At 63.3% G+C, this 16,277-nt stretch carries 12 protein-coding genes; 7 read left to right on the top strand and 5 right to left on the bottom strand.

Annotation, left to right across the window (positions count from 1 at the left end; genetic code table 11):
* The first annotated feature begins 14 nt into the window (after positions 1-14).
* The 5 genes from HER32_RS03320 to HER32_RS03300 all read left to right on the top strand — a co-directional run bounded on the left by HER32_RS03320 (position 15) and on the right by HER32_RS03300 (position 5,636).
* On the top strand, positions 15-1,289 hold the full coding sequence (locus tag HER32_RS03320) for a serine hydrolase (protein WP_168680521.1): 1,275 nt from the start codon (positions 15-17) through the stop codon (positions 1,287-1,289).
* Entirely contained in the window at positions 1,286-1,927 is a 642-nt protein-coding gene (locus HER32_RS03315) for a M15 family metallopeptidase (protein WP_168680519.1), read from the top strand. The genes HER32_RS03320 and HER32_RS03315 overlap by 4 nt, the downstream gene beginning before the upstream one ends.
* A gap of 142 nt (positions 1,928-2,069) precedes the next feature.
* Positions 2,070-3,782, top strand: a complete 1,713-nt coding sequence (locus tag HER32_RS03310) for a glycoside hydrolase family 10 protein (RefSeq protein ID WP_168680517.1) — start codon at positions 2,070-2,072, stop codon at positions 3,780-3,782.
* A 79-nt stretch (positions 3,783-3,861) separates the two neighbouring features.
* The gene (locus HER32_RS03305) at positions 3,862-5,040 is read left to right on the top strand and encodes an acyltransferase family protein (protein ID WP_168680515.1); all 1,179 of its coding nucleotides are present in this window, start codon (positions 3,862-3,864) and stop codon (positions 5,038-5,040) included.
* 71 nt (positions 5,041-5,111) lie between these two features.
* Positions 5,112-5,636, top strand: a complete 525-nt coding sequence (locus tag HER32_RS03300; protein ID WP_168680513.1) for a DUF2059 domain-containing protein — start codon at positions 5,112-5,114, stop codon at positions 5,634-5,636.
* 144 nt (positions 5,637-5,780) lie between these two features.
* On the opposite strand, the gene HER32_RS03295 is transcribed toward HER32_RS03300, so the two are convergent.
* From HER32_RS03295 to HER32_RS03280, 4 genes are all read right to left on the bottom strand, one after another.
* Complete coding sequence (locus HER32_RS03295) at positions 5,781-7,412, bottom strand: 3-(methylthio)propionyl-CoA ligase (protein ID WP_197748866.1); 1,632 nt, start codon at positions 7,410-7,412, stop codon at positions 5,781-5,783.
* Positions 7,413-7,531: 119 nt separating this feature from the next.
* On the bottom strand, positions 7,532-8,236 hold the full coding sequence (locus tag HER32_RS03290; RefSeq protein ID WP_149069098.1) for a hypothetical protein: 705 nt from the start codon (positions 8,234-8,236) through the stop codon (positions 7,532-7,534).
* Positions 8,237-8,546: 310 nt separating this feature from the next.
* Complete coding sequence (locus tag HER32_RS03285; RefSeq protein WP_168680511.1) at positions 8,547-11,552, bottom strand: glycoside hydrolase family 3 N-terminal domain-containing protein; 3,006 nt, start codon at positions 11,550-11,552, stop codon at positions 8,547-8,549.
* 244 nt (positions 11,553-11,796) lie between these two features.
* Complete coding sequence (locus HER32_RS03280) at positions 11,797-12,840, bottom strand: alkaline phosphatase D family protein (protein ID WP_168680509.1); 1,044 nt, start codon at positions 12,838-12,840, stop codon at positions 11,797-11,799.
* Positions 12,841-12,956: 116 nt separating this feature from the next.
* On the opposite strand from HER32_RS03280, the gene HER32_RS03275 reads away from it, so the two are divergent.
* The gene (locus tag HER32_RS03275; RefSeq protein ID WP_168680508.1) at positions 12,957-14,120 is read left to right on the top strand and encodes a glycosyltransferase family 4 protein; all 1,164 of its coding nucleotides are present in this window, start codon (positions 12,957-12,959) and stop codon (positions 14,118-14,120) included.
* A 17-nt stretch (positions 14,121-14,137) separates the two neighbouring features.
* Positions 14,138-15,112 (top strand): glycosyltransferase family 2 protein, encoded by a 975-nt coding sequence (locus HER32_RS03270; protein WP_168680506.1) that lies wholly within the window; start codon positions 14,138-14,140, stop codon positions 15,110-15,112.
* 14 nt (positions 15,113-15,126) lie between these two features.
* On the opposite strand, the gene HER32_RS03265 is transcribed toward HER32_RS03270, so the two are convergent.
* Positions 15,127-16,188 (bottom strand): UbiA family prenyltransferase, encoded by a 1,062-nt coding sequence (locus HER32_RS03265; protein ID WP_168680504.1) that lies wholly within the window; start codon positions 16,186-16,188, stop codon positions 15,127-15,129.
* Positions 16,189-16,277: the final 89 nt, after the last annotated feature.

Genomic DNA, 16,277 nt, shown 5'->3' with positions numbered 1-16,277 from the left:
TCTTGCTTTGGGGCATGATGTGTTCGGCTGCAGCGGCCCGGGCCCAGCCTGGTAACCCCCTGCGCCGCCTGCTGCGGCAGGATACGGCCGCGGCCGTGCGCACCGTGCTCCAGGCCCCGGCCCAGCATCGGGTGCAGGTGTACTACACCCGAGTACGCCGCGACCGGCGCGGCAGGCCTCATTTCCGCACTTTCACCTTCCGGGGGCGCCCCGGGGAATACATCTACCCGGCCAGCACGGTGAAGCTGGCCGCCGCCGCCCTCACGCTGGAAGCCCTACGCCTGGGCCAGCGGCCCCTGGGAGGCATGAAGCGGGTGCCCTTAGGGGGGCCGGGCCGCGAAACCCCACTGCAGATTGACTCGGCCTTTGCCGGTCAAACGCGAGTGGTGGCCGATAGTACTGCGCCGGGCGGGCGGCCTACGCTCGGGCACTACATCCGGAAAGTGCTGCTGGTGAGTGACAATGACGCCTACAACCGCCTCTATGAGTTTTTGGGGCAGCAGTACCTGAACGCGGCACTGCAGCCCCGCACATCCCGCCGGACGCGCCTGGTTCATCGGCTTTCCGTGGGCGACCAGGAGCCCGGCTCCCGCCATACCAACCCCTTCACGTTTTTTGTGGACAGCGCCGGCACCGCGGTAAGCCAACGGCACCCAGCTCTGGTTAATACGGCTCCGCTGCCCCCGCTGCGGGCACGCCACCAGCAGGTGGGCGCGGGGTATTACCAGGGCGACACGCTGGTGCGTCAGCCTTTTGATTTTGGCGCTAAAAATGCCTTCCCGGTCCGTGACCAGCAGCATCTGCTCAAGAGCCTGCTGTATCCGGCCGCTGTGCCGCCCGCCCGCCGCTTTGGCCTGATGCCCGACGACTACGCCTTCCTGCGCAAGTACCTGCACCTGCTGCCCCGCCAAAGTCAGTGGCCCCGCTACGACTCGGCCGCGTACCCGGATAACTACGCCAAGTTTTTGCTGGTGGGCGGGCCCCCGGCTGCCTTGCCCCCCGGCGTGCGCATCTACAACAAAATCGGGCAGGCCTACGGGTTTCTGCTCGATAATGCCTGCATCGTCGATACGATAAGCGGCGTAGAGTTTCTGCTGGCCGCCGTGGTGTACGTCAACCACGACGAAGTGCTCAACGATGACCACTACGACTATGATACCCTGGGTTTTCCCTTTTTGCGCCGGTTGGGTCAGTTGGTGTATGCCCATGAGCTTACCCGCACCTCCCCGCGCCGTCGCCGCCACGTCAGCGCGTACTGGCATCCCCGCTACGAACAGGCCCGACCATGAGTATTCCCCGCGAAGCGCCTGCCGATGATTACGGCCTAGTAGTGCTGCGCAGCCCCGCCCGCTACCGCGAGCTGGTGCGCGCCCACCCCGAGCAAGCTTTGCTCAGCCTGCCCGCCATAGTACCCGGTCTGCGCCTGGACATCCGGTATGCTACCCCGCACAATCTGCTGGGGCGCCCGCTCTACCCACAACCGGCCGCCTATCTGCGCCAGCCGGCCGCTGAAGCCCTGGGCCAGGTGCAGCAGGCCCTGCGCCGGCAGGACGTAGGCTTGGTAGTTTATGATGCTTACCGGCCTTATTCGGCCACGGTGGCTCTTTACCAAGCGGTGCAAGATGAGCACTACGCGGCCCCGCCCTGGCGCGGCTCCCGCCACAACCGGGGCTGCGCCGTGGATGTCGGGCTGGTGGAGCTGAGCACCGGCCAGCCTCTGCCCATGCCCACCGATTTCGACGCGCTGAGCCCGGCCGCGCATACCAGCTTTGAGCCCGTGTCTTCCTTGGTACGCCGGCACCGGACCCTGCTGCTGACTACCATGCAGGCGCACGGCTTTCAGAACTACCCCGGCGAGTGGTGGCACTACGACTATGCCCGCTGGGGCGAGTTTGGACTGCTGGACTTGCCCTTCTCGGCGTTATAACCAGGCTGCCGCGGCCTTACCCCGAAAGAAACCCCGGTGCTTCTGGCCTGGGCTGCGTAATTTCGGGGCTGATTTCTCGTTTCTGGTGCTGATGTTTCAATTTTTTGCTGCGGGTAGGGCTGTTGTTGGGGGTTTGGTTATCATGCTGCTGCTGTCGGCCTGCGGGGCCCCGGCCGTAGCCCAGGACGCCGTGCCGCCCAAGCGCGAGCTGCGCGGCATCTGGATAGCCACCGTAGAAAATATCGACTGGCCCAGCTCCCGCACCCTCACGCCCGAACAGCAGCGCCGCGAGTACCGCCGCATGCTGGATAAAGGCCAGCAGGCCGGCATCAACGCCGTATTTGTGCAGGTGCGCCCCGCCTCCGACGCCTTTTACCAGAGCGAGCTGGAACCCTGGAGCAAGTGGCTGACGGGCCAGCAAGGCCGGGCGCCTTCACCCGCCTACGACCCGCTGCCCTTCCTCATCGAGGAAGCCCACGAGCGGGGCATGGAGTTTCACGCCTGGTTTAACCCCTACCGGGCCTCCCTCGACTCGGTGACCCGGCGGCTGGCTTCCAACCACCAGTTCAAGCAGCACCCCGAGTGGTTTATTCGCTACGCCGGCAAGCTGCTCTATAACCCCGGCCTGCCCGAAGTGCGCGCCTACATCACCCAGGTGATTCTGGACGTGGTGCGCCGCTACGACGTGGACGGTATTCACTTCGACGACTACTTCTACCCGTACCCCGAGCCGGGCCAGAAAATCCACGACGAGGATGCCTACGCCCGCTACAACCCCCAAAACCTGGCGTTGGCCGACTGGCGGCGCCAGAACGTCAACCTGCTGATTGAGAGCCTGCACGACTCTATCCGGCACACCAAGCGCTGGGTGAAGTTTGGTATCTCCCCATTTGGGGTCTGGATGAACAAGTCGGCCCACCCGGAGGGCTCCGACACCCGCGCCGGCCAGCCCAGCTACGCCAATCTTTATGCCGATACCCGTCTTTGGCTGCAGCAGGGCTGGATTGACTACGTAGTGCCCCAATTGTACTGGAGCTCCAACTTCAAGCTGGTGCCCTACGCCACTATCCTTGACTGGTGGGCCCGCAACCACTTCGACCGCCACCTCTACATTGGGCACGGCATGTACCGCATGCTGGAAAATACCCGCGGCGACACCACCTGGCGCAACCCCCGCGAGCTGCCCCGGCAGATCCGGATGAACCGTGCGTACCCCACCGACGTGAGTGGCAGCTTGTTTTTCTCGGCCCGCTCGCTCATGGCTAACCCCCTGCACACCACCGATTCCCTGCGCCTGAACCTGTTCCGCTACCCGGCCCTGGTGCCGGCCATGCCCTGGATGGATGCCGTGCCGCCCCGGTCCGCGCAGAACGTGCTTATCACCCGCGCCGGTGGCCCCGTGAGGCTGAGCTGGCAGGCTGGCCCGCCCGCCGCCGACGGGGACGAGGCCCGCTACTTTGTGGTGTACCGCTTTGCCGAAGGCGAAACGCCCGGCCCCGACGACCCGCGCCACATTGTAGCCCTGGTGCGCCACCGCGCCGGGCAAGTGCAGCAGCTGCAGGATACGGCCGCCCGCGCCGGGCAGGAGTATGCCTACTACATCACGGCTGTAGACCGGCTGCACAACGAAAGCCGCCCAGCCCGCGTGACCACCCTGAGTCCGCAGCCCGAGGCTATAACGCAGGAGCCGCCTACGGCCACGCCGCCCCTGCCCGAGACGCTTCCGGAGAAGCCCGTAGCTACTGCCGCCCGCCCGGCCCGCCCGCTGCCAGGAAATCAGGCTGGCCCTACCAAAGTCAAGGTGAAGGAAAAGCCGAAAAAGCGGGGCTTCTTCGGGCGGCTGTTTGGGAAATAAGCGGGCTAAAAGCTATAAATACCACCGTTTAGCTAGCTTAGTGCGGTCTGGGTAGCAAGTGCTGCCCGCCAGCTTCGCTATGAACGGTACTACCCAAGCTGCCTTCCAGACTACCGGTACCGAGCCGCTGGTAGAGGCTTCCTCCGCCCGCTTGCTTTCCCTCGACGTGTTCCGGGGCCTGACGGTGCTGACGATGCTGCTCGTAAACCACCCCGGCGACTGGGGCCACATCTACGAGCCGCTGGAGCATGCCAAGTGGAACGGCTGCACGGTGGCCGACCTGGTGTTTCCGTTTTTCCTGTTCATTGTGGGCGTGTCGGCGGTTTATGCTCTGGACCGCAGCCGGCAGGAGCCGGAGCGGCGCCGGGCGGCAGTGGTTGGGGTATGGCGCCGGGCTGGCCTGCTGATTGCGGTGGGCATTCTGGTGACGCTGCTGCCTTATTTCGAGTTCAGCACCGTACGGCTGCCGGGCGTGCTGCAGCGCATTGGGCTGGTGTTTGGAATATGCGGCACCCTGTTCCTGTATACTTCGCGCCGGCAGCAGCTCTGGCTAGTGGCCGCGCTGCTGATTGGCTATAACGTGCTGATGCAGCTGGTGCCCGTGCCCGGCCACGGCCCGGCCAACCTGGAGCCCGAAACCAACCTCGGCGCCTGGCTCGACCGGCTCGTCTTCACCGAAAACCACCTCTGGCAGTACAGCCGCACCTGGGACCCCGAAGGCCTGCTGGGCACCCTGCCCGCTGTGGGCACTGGGCTGCTGGGCGTGCTGGCCGGGCAGTGGCTGCGCCGCAAGGATGTGGAGCCGGCCGCCAAGGTAGCCTGGTTGTTTGTGGATGCGGTGCTGCTCACGGCCCTGGGCCTGCTCTGGAACCTGTGGTTTCCCATCAACAAGGCGCTGTGGACCAGCTCCTTCGTGCTGTTTGTGGGCGGGCTCGCGCTGGCCCTGCTGGCTACGCTCTACTGGCTCTGCGACGTGCAGGGCTGGCGGCGTGGGCTGGCGTGGGCGCAAGTAGCGGGCGTAAATGCCCTGCTCGTGTTTGTGGGCTCCACGCTGGTAGCGCGTACTTTCAATATTTGGACGGTAGCTGGGCCCAGTGGCAGCCCCGTAGCTATGAAGGACTGGTTGTATGGGCAGTTTATCGTGCCGTATTTCAGCTCCCCCTACGTGGCCTCGCTGGCCGGTGCGGTGGTGTGCGCGCTTATCTGGTACGGGGTGCTCTGGCTCTTATACCAGCGGCGCATTGTAGTGAAGCTGTAGCCGACGGACGCATCCGGGTTATTTTTCGGACCTTCGAGGCTGATACCTTCGTTCACGCCCATCGTTGTTTTATGGCTTCGTTTGATTTTTCGGCTGCTCTTCGGGGCGGCGTATTGGTAGTTGCTACGCTGTTGCTCACGGCCCCGGCCATACAGGCCCAGAATACTACCGCGGCCCCGGCTGCGCCCGCAACGGCGGCCCCCGTATCGGCGAGCCAGCGCAAGGCGGCCGAAAGCCTGCTGGAAGTGATGCAGTCCGAGAAAACCACCAATCAGGCCATCGACCAGATGCTGACCCTGCAGGTGGAGCAAAACCCCAACCTTAAGAAAGTAGAGCCCGAGATGCGCGCCTTCATGGCCAAGTACATGAGCTGGGCCTCACTCAAGGATGAGATGGTGCAGCTCTACGCCCGCGAGTTCACGGAGAAAGAGCTCAAGGAACTTACCAAGTTCTACCAGTCGAGTACCGGGCAGAAGTATGTGAGCAAGCAGAATTTGCTGCTCCAGTCGGGCATGCAGCTGGGCCAGCGCCGGGTGCAGGAAAACCTGCCGGAGCTCCAGCGCATGATCGAGGAGAAGATGAAAGCGCAGGAGTAACAGCACAGCTGCATAAGGCCGTCAGGCCTAGCAAAAACCGAATGTCATGCTGAGCCTGTGGAAGCATCTCTACTGAACGATTTCGTGCGAACGAAGCAGTAGAGATGCTCCGACAAGCTCAGCATGACGCGTTCTTAAAAAAAACTATTCGCCCAGCGTGTAGCCCGCAAAATCCTGGCGGAGCTGGGTCTTGAGGAGCTTACCGGTGGCGGTGTGCGGCAGCTGGTCCACAAATTCCACCGCGTCGGGCGTCCACCAGCTCGCCACTTTGCCTTCGTAGAACGCCAGCAGCTCCTGGGCCGATACGTCCTGGCCGGGCTTGCGGACCACCACCAGCAGGGGCCGCTCACTCCATTTGCTGTGCGGCACCCCAATCACGGCGGCTTCGGCCACGGCCGGATGCCCTACGGCCAGGTTTTCCAGCTCGATGCTCGAAATCCACTCCCCACCCGACTTAATAACGTCCTTCGAGCGGTCCGTAATCTGCATGAACCCCGCCGGGTCGATGGTGGCCACGTCGCCGGTGCGAAACCAGCCCTGGGGCGTCAGCTCACCCAGCTTCCCGCTCCGGAAGTAGTCGGCCACGATGAAGGGGCCCCGCACGAGCAGGTCGCCGAAGGCCACGCCGTCGTGGGGCAGGTCCTGGCCTTCGTCGTCTACAATCTTCATGTCCACCCCGAAGATGACGCGGCCTTGCTTGGTTTGAATGGCAAACTGCTCGTCGGGGCTCAGGCTCAGCTGCTGGGGCTTGAGGGTGCACACGGTACCCAGGGGGGAGGTTTCCGTCATGCCCCAGGCATGGCGAATGGTTACGCCCAGCTCCTCGTCAAAGGCCTTGAGCAAAGCCGGCGGACAGGAAGCGCCGCCCACAATCATCTGGCGCAGGGAGCTGAACCGGGCTTTCTTCTCGCGCATAAACGTGAGCAGCCCAAACCAGATGGTGGGCACGCCCGCCGAGAACGTGACGCCCTCGTTTTCAAATAGCTCGAACAAGCTGGCCGCATCCAGCCCGGGGCCTGGCAGCACCAGCTTGGCCCCAATCATGGGCGCCAGGTACGGTATGCCCCAGGCATTGACGTGGAACATGGGCACCACGGGCAGAATCACGTCCCGCGCCGAGCAGTTAAAGCAGTCGGGCAACGCGGCGGCGTAGGAGTGCAGCAGGGTAGAGCGGTGGGAGTAAAGCACGCCCTTGGGCTGGTCGGTGGTGCCGGAGGTGTAGCACAGCGAGGAGGCCATGTGCTCATCAAACACCGGCCAGGCAAACTCGGCCGGCTGGGCCGCCAGCAGGTCTTCATAGCAGCGCACTCCGCCGGGCAGCGTGGTGGCCTCGGGCATGTGGGCGCGGTCCGTCAGCAAGATCCAGCCCTCCACCAGCGGGCAGTGCGGGGCCAGCTTTTCGACTAGGGGCAGAAAGGTAAGGTCGAAGAAGATGAGCCGGTCCTCGGCGTGGTTGATGATGTATACCAGCTGCTCCGGGAACAGGCGCGGGTTGATGGTGTGGCACACCGCCCCCATGCCCGACACGCCGTAGTACAGCTCGAAGTGGCGGTGGGTGTTCCAGGCCAGGGTGCCCACCCGGTCGCCCCACTGCACGCCCAGCGCCTTAAGGGCGTTGGCCAGCTGCTGGCTGCGCAGGTGAGCAGCGGCGTAGGTGTAGCGGTGGATGCCGCCCTCTACCAGGCGCGTCACAATTTCGGTGTCGGCGTGCCATTTGGCGGCGTGTTCGATGAGCCCGGCTATGCGCAAGGGCTCCTGCATCATCATTCCTAGCATCGGGTAGGGCAGGTGAGGTGGGAGGAGTGCCTCAAGCTAAGCAGAAAATGGCTAGTTTGTGCCGGTGCCGTAGTACTACCCCGAGCTGGTCTTTTCGTACCAGTGCCGGGCACGCCGGGTTATTCGCGCACCCACACCTGGCCCAACTCTTCAAACTGCAAAACGCCCTCGGCTTGGGTATAGAGTACTTGACGGCCGGCGTCGGGCATTGGCGTAGTGGGTATGCGGGAAATAACCCGCTGGTAGGTGCGCCCATTCAGGGTGAGTTGGGGCAGCAGCGAGTAGGGCGGCGAGAGTGCCAGCTGGCCCGTTTCCAGCTCCCGCAGCGGCAAGGACATGCTTACCCCAAAGCCTTGCACTTTACACTGGCCGATATTGGAGTAACCGGCGCTGTGCGAGTAGCCGGAGTATCCTTCGTCTACCTGGGCAGTCAGCGCAAACGTGTACAGAAACGCCCCGGGAAGCACAAAAGTCGAGTCCTTGCGCACCAGCAGGGCATCAATTTCCTCCCGGTAGTGGGTTTTCTCCAGCGTCCAGCCACCGGGGCCCATTTTATGCTCCTGGTGTTTGTACTGCTCTACCACGTACGTGCGCACATATCCCGTCTGCTGGCTGCGGAATTTCCACTCGGCCCCCTTTTGGTACGGGGCGGCCCACTGCTTCTGGAATTCGGTGAGCTTGAAATGCGGCAGGTTTTCTTCGCTTTCCCCAAACCAGCCGCAGCCGCTGAGGGCCAAAGCAACTGCTACTGACAGCGCCGCCGCCGATTTTTGAAACTTAAACGAACGGGGCCAGGCAAAAAGAGGAGTGCAAGGTAAAGACATACAGCAGCAGACAGGATACAGCGGCAAACTTACCCGGTCACCGGCCGGCTATCAATAGCATGAGTATGTGATATGGTACTTTCCCGATAGGCGGCTTTCGGCCTGTGTTCGGGATGCCTTCGCTGTGCCTTCGGTGAAAGGGTGGGTTGAAGGGCTGTTGGGATGGGGCTGATAATTGTAGAAAAGTAAGATGCCTGCTTGGGTTTTTGTGCTGGGCTATGGGCTCTTGAGTACCGTTGAAGAGGCGAGGTGCGTGGTGGTTAACGTGCGTGCCGCAATACGCTAACACTGCGAAACCCTGCGCGAAACGCTACTTCCGCACCGCCTCAATAGCCAGCTGCAGAATTTGCGTGCGCACGTTCAGATCGGAGAGCTTGTTGTTGCGGCGCGAGGGGTTCACGCGGTTGGAAAGGAAGATGTACACCAGCTCCCGCTCGGGGTCTACCCAGAAATAGGTGCCCGTGAAGCCGGAGTGGCCAAAGGAGCTGGCGCTGGCATCGTGGGCGGTGTTGCCGGCGGGCGGTGAGGCAGGGCGGTCGAAGCCCAGGGCGCGGCGGTTCTGGGGGCAGAACTGGCAGCGCGTGTATTCGGTCAGGGTTTCCTTCTTGAGGAGCTGCTGCCCCCCAAACTGCCCGCCGTTAGCGTAAAGCTGCACCAGCTTGGCCAAATCCGTAGCCGAGCCGAACAAGCCCGCGTGGCCCGAAACGCCACCTAGCAACGCCGCGCCCTCGTCGTCCACGGTCCCGTGCAGCAGCTGACGCCGGAACAGGGAGTCGTACTCCGTGGGCACGAGGCGGCTGAGGGGGAAGCGGTTGGTGGGGTTGAAGCCCAGGGTGGTAGCGCCCAGAGGCTGGTAGATTTCCTCCCGCAGGTACTGGTCGAAGGGCTTGCCGGTGAGGCGCTGCACCAGCAGGGGGTAGAGGTAAAACGACAAGTCGGAGTACACATAGCCCGGCTTGGCGTTCAGCTCCGATTCGCCAATGGTCTTTACCAGCCGGGCGGGCAGGGTGCGTCGCGCCCACACGCCGGTAGCCACCTCCAAGGGGAAGCGCCGCGACGAATCCTGCCGGAAATACCGGCGCCGGAGCTGGCCCTGCTTGTTCACGTAGTCTTTCCAGAAAGGAATCCAGGCTTTCAGGCCGGCCTGGTGGGTGAGCACGTCGCGCAGCTTCAGGTTAGCCTTGTTGGTTTTCTGAAGCTCGGGGAAATACTCACCCAGGGTTTTGTCGGGGCTGAACTTGCCTTCGTCCTGCAGCTTCATCAGGGCGGGCAGAGCGGCCGCTACTTTCGTTAAAGAAGCCAGGTCGTAGAGGTCGGTGTTGCGCACCGGGCGGGCGGCTTTGCCAGGCTCCGCGAAGATGTGGGTGCCGTAGCTTTTGCGCAGTACTACCGTGCCGCGCCGGGCAATAAGCACCTGCGCGCCCGGCGTAGCGCGGGCAGCCAGGGCCTGCGCCATCACCGAGTCCACGCGGGCTTCCAGGCGGGCATCCATCTGCACGTCTTCGGGCGCCCCGAAGCGCAGCCGCTGCCCGGGCTGGGTGCGCAGGCCTTTGCCGTAGCTGTACCGGTCGGAAACCGTAACGGGGAGCTTGCCCTGCGCGCCGAAGCTACCAAAGATCAGCTCCGCGGCCTTTTCCTGGGCGTTGCGGCTTTCCTGGTAGGCCACAATCACGGCGTCGGCGCGGTCCAGGTCGCGCACCTTGGCCACGGCGTAGGCCGAGCCAAACACGCACACCACCATCCGCTGCCGGGCCGCGCCCAGCTCCCGCAGCAGCACGTTGGTTTCCGCCGTCACCCCGAAGTTGGTGGCCGGCAGGCGGCCCAGGTTGTTCAGCCCTACCAAGATGGTGTTGTAGGGCCGCAGGGTTTCGCGCATCTGGGCCAGCTCATCCAGCGTGGGCGTGGCGGGTAGCCAGAAGTGCCGCACCGGGGCATAGTCGGCTACCATGCGCTGGAAGTCGGTGGTGTCCTTGGTGCCGATGGTAAGCGTGGCCAGCCGTAACGTGTCGAGGCGGGGGAGGGGGAGCAGGTTTTTCTGGTTGCGCAGTAAGGTCACGCTCAGCTCGGAAAGGTGACGGCTGAGGTATTGGGCGTGGGCCGGGTTCAGGTCCTGGGTAAGGTTGCGCAGCTCAATAGGGCGGTACTTATCTAGTCCGGCCCACTGTTTCAGGGCCAGCACCTTGCGGCAGCGCCGGTCGATGTCAGCCTGGGTTAGCTCGCCCCGGGTAATGGCGGCCCGCACCATCTGAATAGCCAGCGGAATGTTCTTGCTGAACTCCAGCACGTCGTTGCCGGCCAGCAGGGCGCGCACATCGGCCTCGCCGGGCGGGTATTTGCTGATGACGCCCTTCATGTTCATGGCATCGGTGAAGATGACGCCCTCGAAGCCCAGCTTGCGCTGCACCAGGTCCGTAACGATGGGGCGTGAGAGGGTGGAGGGCGTGCCGGTGCTGTCGAGGGCCGGGATGTTGAGGTGGGCAATCATCAGCCCACCCAGGCCGCGCTGCATCAGGCTGCGGAAGGGGTACATTTCCAGGGTATCGAGGCGACGCTCATCTACGCGCACCAGGGGCAGGGCCAGGTGGGAGTCGGTGTCGGTGTCGCCGTGGCCGGGGAAGTGCTTGGCCACGGCCAGCACGCCCGCGTCCTGCATGCCCTTCATGTACTGGTAGCTTTTCTCGGTCACGTTCGCGCGGTCCTCGCCCCAGCTGCGGAAGCCGATGACGGGGTTGGCGGCGTTGTTGTTGATGTCGACCACCGGGGCGAAGTTCACGTGCATGCCCAGGCGGCGGAACTGCCGCGCCACCTCGGTGCCCATGTCGTAGAGGAGCTGGTTTTCCTGGATGCCGCCCAGGCTCATCTGAAACGGGAAGCGCACCACGCTATCCAGGCGCATGCCCACGCCCCACTCGGCATCCATGGCCACCAGCAGCGGCACCCGGGACTGACTCTGATAGCGGTTGAGCAGGCGACTCTGGCGCACCGGCCCGCCCTGGAAGAAGATCAGCCCCCCAATGCCGTACTGCTGAATCAGAGCCGACACCGAGTCCTCATCGATGCGCTGGCGGTTGGAGTAGGCGGCCACCATAAACAGCTGGGCCACGCGCTGGTCGGGCGTGAGCGTAAGCATCACCGAGTCAACCCACCGCGACTGGCTGAGCTGGGCGGCGAAGGGCAACGGCAGCTTAGCGGGCTTAGCGGCCACCGGGGCCGCGGGTTTAGGCTTGGCAGGGGTGGCTTTCCGGCGCTGAGCCAGCGTGTCGGTGGGGCGCAGCAGCGCAAAAGCCAGAAGCAGGAGCGAAAGAAAACGGAGCAAGGGCAAGCGGCGGCAGAAATAGCGTGAGCTGCGAAGTTAGCCTTGCTGGTTTATAGTTGCTGGTTTCTAGTTTCTCGTTTCCGGTTGCTGGTCTCAGAAAGAAGCTGTTGAAAAGAGCCTCAGACCGTCATGCAGAGCGGGGCGAAGCATCTCGCGTGCTGATGTTGTAATGGCAACTGATTTTACTACCCTAGCGAGATGCTTCGCTCCGCTCTGCATGACGATCTGAACCAGCAACCAAAAACTACTGCAACTGGATATCCTGCACGTAGAACACTTGGCCTTCTTCTCCTTTTAACTCGGCCGACACCCGCAGTTGTCGGCCCTGCGCCCGAAACCGGAACAAACCGTAGTGCTTTTGATTCACCAGTGGTCCCACCCGGAGCTGGTTAGGTTCCCCCTGGTTTTGGGTGGCCGGGTGGGTGAGGCCGCTGGACGTCACCTCGTAAATGGGCTGGAGCAGCCCCGGCAGCGTGAGCCGCGACATTTCCCCAATGTGCCGGTCCCCGCTGATGAGCAGCACGCCGCTAGGCTTGGTGGCCGCCAGCAAATCCAGCAGGCGCTGACGGGCTCGGGGGAAGTTGCTCCACTTCTCGTAGCGGTGCTCCTGGGGCAGAAACTGGATGCCCGAAGCCAGGATATGAACATCGGCCGTGGAGCCGCGCAGCTGCTGCTCCAGCCACTGCCACTGGGCTTCCCCCAGAATGTCGCCGGTGAGATTGGGGTGGTAGACCAGGGCTTTGTCGCGGTAGAGCGTGTCTTGGAAATACCGGTCGTCGAGCAGGATGACTTTCACTTTCCGGCGGCCCACCGGGTATTCGTAGGCGGCATAAATACCCTCCTGTCGGCGGCGCGCACTGGCGGCCGGCTCCTCCAGGAAGTCGAGGGCTAGCTGCTGGTTCTGGGCCTTGAAGGGGTAATGCTTGTTCCCGTCGTTGCGGCCATAGTCGTGGTCGTCCCAGGTGCCAATGACGTGGGTGCCCTGCTCGCGCAGGTGGCGGTAGCCGGGCTGGGTGAACTGGGTTTCGTACTTCTGGCGCAGCACCTGGGGGTCGTCGGAGTCCCCGTAAATATTATCGCCCAGCCAGATCCAGACTTGAGGCTTGTCGGCCGCAATATCGTCCCAGAGCGGCTGGGGCAGGTCCTGGCGGTTGCAGGAGCCGAAGGCCAGGCGCAGCTCGGCGGTGGCTGGCGGTTGGGTAGTCGTAGTACAGCTTGCCAGCAGCAGCAGCAGCCAAAGCGCCCGGCGCCCATACCCTCCGTTTCTTGTTACTCTCCCGGTCTGCATGGTTGCTTTCGTAGTTTGGCGTAAAGGTGAGCACATAATTCTTTATTTTTGGTCGGCCAGGACCGCGCAAGCTCAGCAGCTGTCTGCCTGGGACCTATAGTTTTTCCCTCTGCCTTGTGAAAGAAAAAGAAGTACTGCGCCTGCTGGTCATCAGCTCCTGCTCCGATGCCTGGGGCGGCAGCGAAGAGCTCTGGTCGGGGGCCGCGCTGGAGCTGCTGGGGCAGGGACACCAGGTACGGGTACTCAAAACCACCGTCGACAACCAGCACGGCACCGTAAAGCGCCTGCAGGCTGCGGGGTGCCCCGTTATCGATCTGGAAGCTACGCCTTCCTGGGGCACGCGCCTCACCAACCGCTTGCTGCCCACGTCGCGCCAGACTACCCTGCGCGCCTACGGCTGCCAGGTGATACGCCAGGCCCTCACCCGGTTTCAGCCAAGCCTGGTGGTGGTGTCGCAGGGTTGCAACTTCGATGGGGTGGAATTTGCCGCGGAGTGCCTGGCCCAGAACGTGCCCTACGTGTTGGTGTGTCAGAAAGCCATTGACTTCTTTTTTCCGCCTGCGCACCAGCGGCACCAAGCTCAGGAGGTGTACCGTGGGGCTCTGCGCTGCTACTTCGTTTCGGAGCACAACCGCCAGCTCACGCAGTGGCAGCTGGGCTTTGAGCTGCCCCAGGCCCAGGTTATCCGCAACCCGTTTCAGGTGCCCTTTCAGGGCGAGTTGCCCTTTCCCGGGGGCGAGGTACTGCGCCTGGCCTGCGTAGCCCGTCTCAACCTGCTCGACAAAGGCCAGGATATTCTGCTGCGCGTGCTGGCCCAGCCGCACTGGCAGGAGCGGCCCGTGCACGTCACGCTCTTTGGGAGTGGCCCCGACCGGCTGGCCATAGAGGAAATGGCCGCCATGCTGGGGGTACGCAACCTCACGCTGGGCGGGCAGGTGGCCGATATTTCGCAGGTGTGGGCCACGCACCACGCCCTGGTGCTGCCCTCGCGCAGCGAGGGACTGCCCCTGGCCCTGGTAGAAGCCATGCTTTGTGGCCGGCCCGCCATCATTACGGCCGCCGGGGGGAATGCCGAGCTGGTGCTGGATAACGAAACCGGATTTCTGGCGGCGGCGGCTACCCCCGAGGCATTGGATGAAGCCCTGGAACGCGCCTGGGACCACCGGGAGCACTGGGGCGCCATGGGCCAGCGGGCGGCCGCATACGCCCGGCAGCAGACGGTGCCGCATCCGGCCCGGTATTTTGCTGATTGCCTGTTGCGCGAGCGGGTGTTGGTATAGCTATCTTTAGTGCTGATATGCATCACCCCCTGGTTTCCGTTATTATTCCTACCTATAATCGGTCGGCCTTACTAGTAAAAGCCTTGGCCAGCGTGCGGGCGCAAACGTACCCGGCTATACAGCTAATTGTGGTAGATGATGGCTCGACGGACAATACCCGGGAACTATTAGCCGGCTACCCGGAAGTGGAGTACTACTACCAAGCCAACCAGCGGCAGGCAGCGGCCCGTAACAAAGGGCTGCAGTATGCCCGGGGGGAGTTTATTGCTTCCCTGGACTCCGATGATACCTGGGAGCCCGACTTTCTGGCTAAGAGCATCAACTGCCTGGTGCAGCACCAGCTCGATTTTGTATTTCTGAATCACCACCGCGATTCTCGTAACCCTAGCCACCTGAGCCAGTTGGCCACACAAAGCTGGTGGCGCCGGTATATGCGCCAGCCAGCCGGGGAGTGGTGGCTGCTGAGCCCGACGCTGGTACGCCGCCTGTTCCTGGAAACGTGCCCGGCGCCGTCTTCGGCCCTGGTTATTCGTCGTAGCTCCATGGTGAGCAACTGGAATGAGCGCATGCTGATTGCCGACGACTGGTGCCTGATACTGGATATGGTGATGAACCGGCCTTGTAAGGCGGCTTTCACGCTGCAGCCCTCGTGGGTGAAGTGTATGCAGCGCGACAACGTGTACGATGGCCGGGAAAACCTGGAAGTCATAGAGCGCCTGGGCCTGCACGACGGGATGCTGCTGGCCGAGCGGTTTGCCGGACAAGTAACGCTGGCCGAGCGGCGGCTACTGCAGCGCCAGTTAGCTACGCATCATCTCAATTTTGCCCACTTGCTGTGGAAGCGCGGCGGGCACTCCGGGCAGGTGCGCCTCTCCATACAAAAGGCCTTTGCCCTGGCTCCGCTGCAAAGCAGCTACCACGGAGCCACCATGCTCTGGCTGTTTCTGCGCAACCGCTTCCGGCCCGACGAGCTGGCTTCAGAAAGCCTGTAGCTGATGCCGGCCGGCTAGCGCAGCCGCCAAACCCGCCGCAGCCGGGCACCCAATGTGAGGGCCCCTGCCCAGAGCGTTAGTGCCGTTTGCCGGAGGCGCTGGGAAAACAGCAACCCATGCACGATCAGGAGGCCCGCGCCGACCGCACGCAGCGGCCAGGCTGCGGTGAGCAGCATGGCCAGCGGATATAGCCCTTCGTAATACTCATTAAGCCACAGCTGGTACTTGGCGCGGGGGGCCGCCACCACGGGTACAATGCCCCACTGGCGCAACCGGAACCACACCAGCCCGCCATATACCAGCAGCGCCAGCCAGGCCAACGGAGCCTGCCCCAGCCAGAGCAGCCCTGCAAAGGCCACAACCTCCACCGGAAACAAGATTCTTTCGGCCAAATGGCGGGCCCATCGCGCACCCCAGCGAACTACAAACGTGGCCGTTTGCGTCCGGACATCGTTTGCCTCATCGTGCAACTGGTGCCAGATGATGTTGCGCCCGCCACAAGCCAGAGACCAGACGCCCACCAGCAGCAGCCAGGGTAGGGGCACTGCCCGCCCTAGCCAGGCACTGACCAGCGCCACCGTAAAGAGCTGCGGAAACAGGTGCGCCCCGGCTGCATCAGCCAGCAGGCCCAGGGCGCCCCGGGTTTTCCACCGGAAAGGGGGGAGGGAGTAGAGCGTGTAGGCCACCCAGGCACCTAAATACAACAGCGCAGCCAGAGAGCTTAAACGTGCCGCGTACCAACCGAAAAGCAGTCCGCTACCCAGGCACAGGCTAAACAACGCGCGCACCAGCCCGGGGGAGGCGGCGGCCAGGCGGTTGGGCTTGCCAGCGGCCTGGTCCTCGGCGCGGTCGGTGAAATCGTTGAGCAGGCTCACGTAGGTGGCGCCCACAATCAAGGAGGCCAGCAGAAACAGCAGGCCCGTGGGTAAGCGGCCAAGCGGGGCCGCCGTGACCAGGGTAGTGGCGTAGGCCGTAGCCAGAATGGGCGCCAGCTTGTATTCCCACCATTCCTGGGCCCGGGCCAGCCCCGAAAGCTGCGGAAACCAAGTGCGTAGGCGGGATGAAGCAGGAGGCATGAACAGTAAAAAAGAAGGCTAGTATAGCAGGGGTGTACCAGAATCTGTGCGGAGCACCGTAAATTTCCGATTCTAATCATTCGGCTCCG

Source organism: Hymenobacter sp. BT18, assembly GCF_012273015.1.
GTDB lineage: Bacteria > Bacteroidota > Bacteroidia > Cytophagales > Hymenobacteraceae > Hymenobacter > Hymenobacter lutimineralis.
The sequence above is the reverse complement of the archived record's forward strand: the minus strand, read 5'-3'. Positions and strand labels throughout refer to the sequence as shown.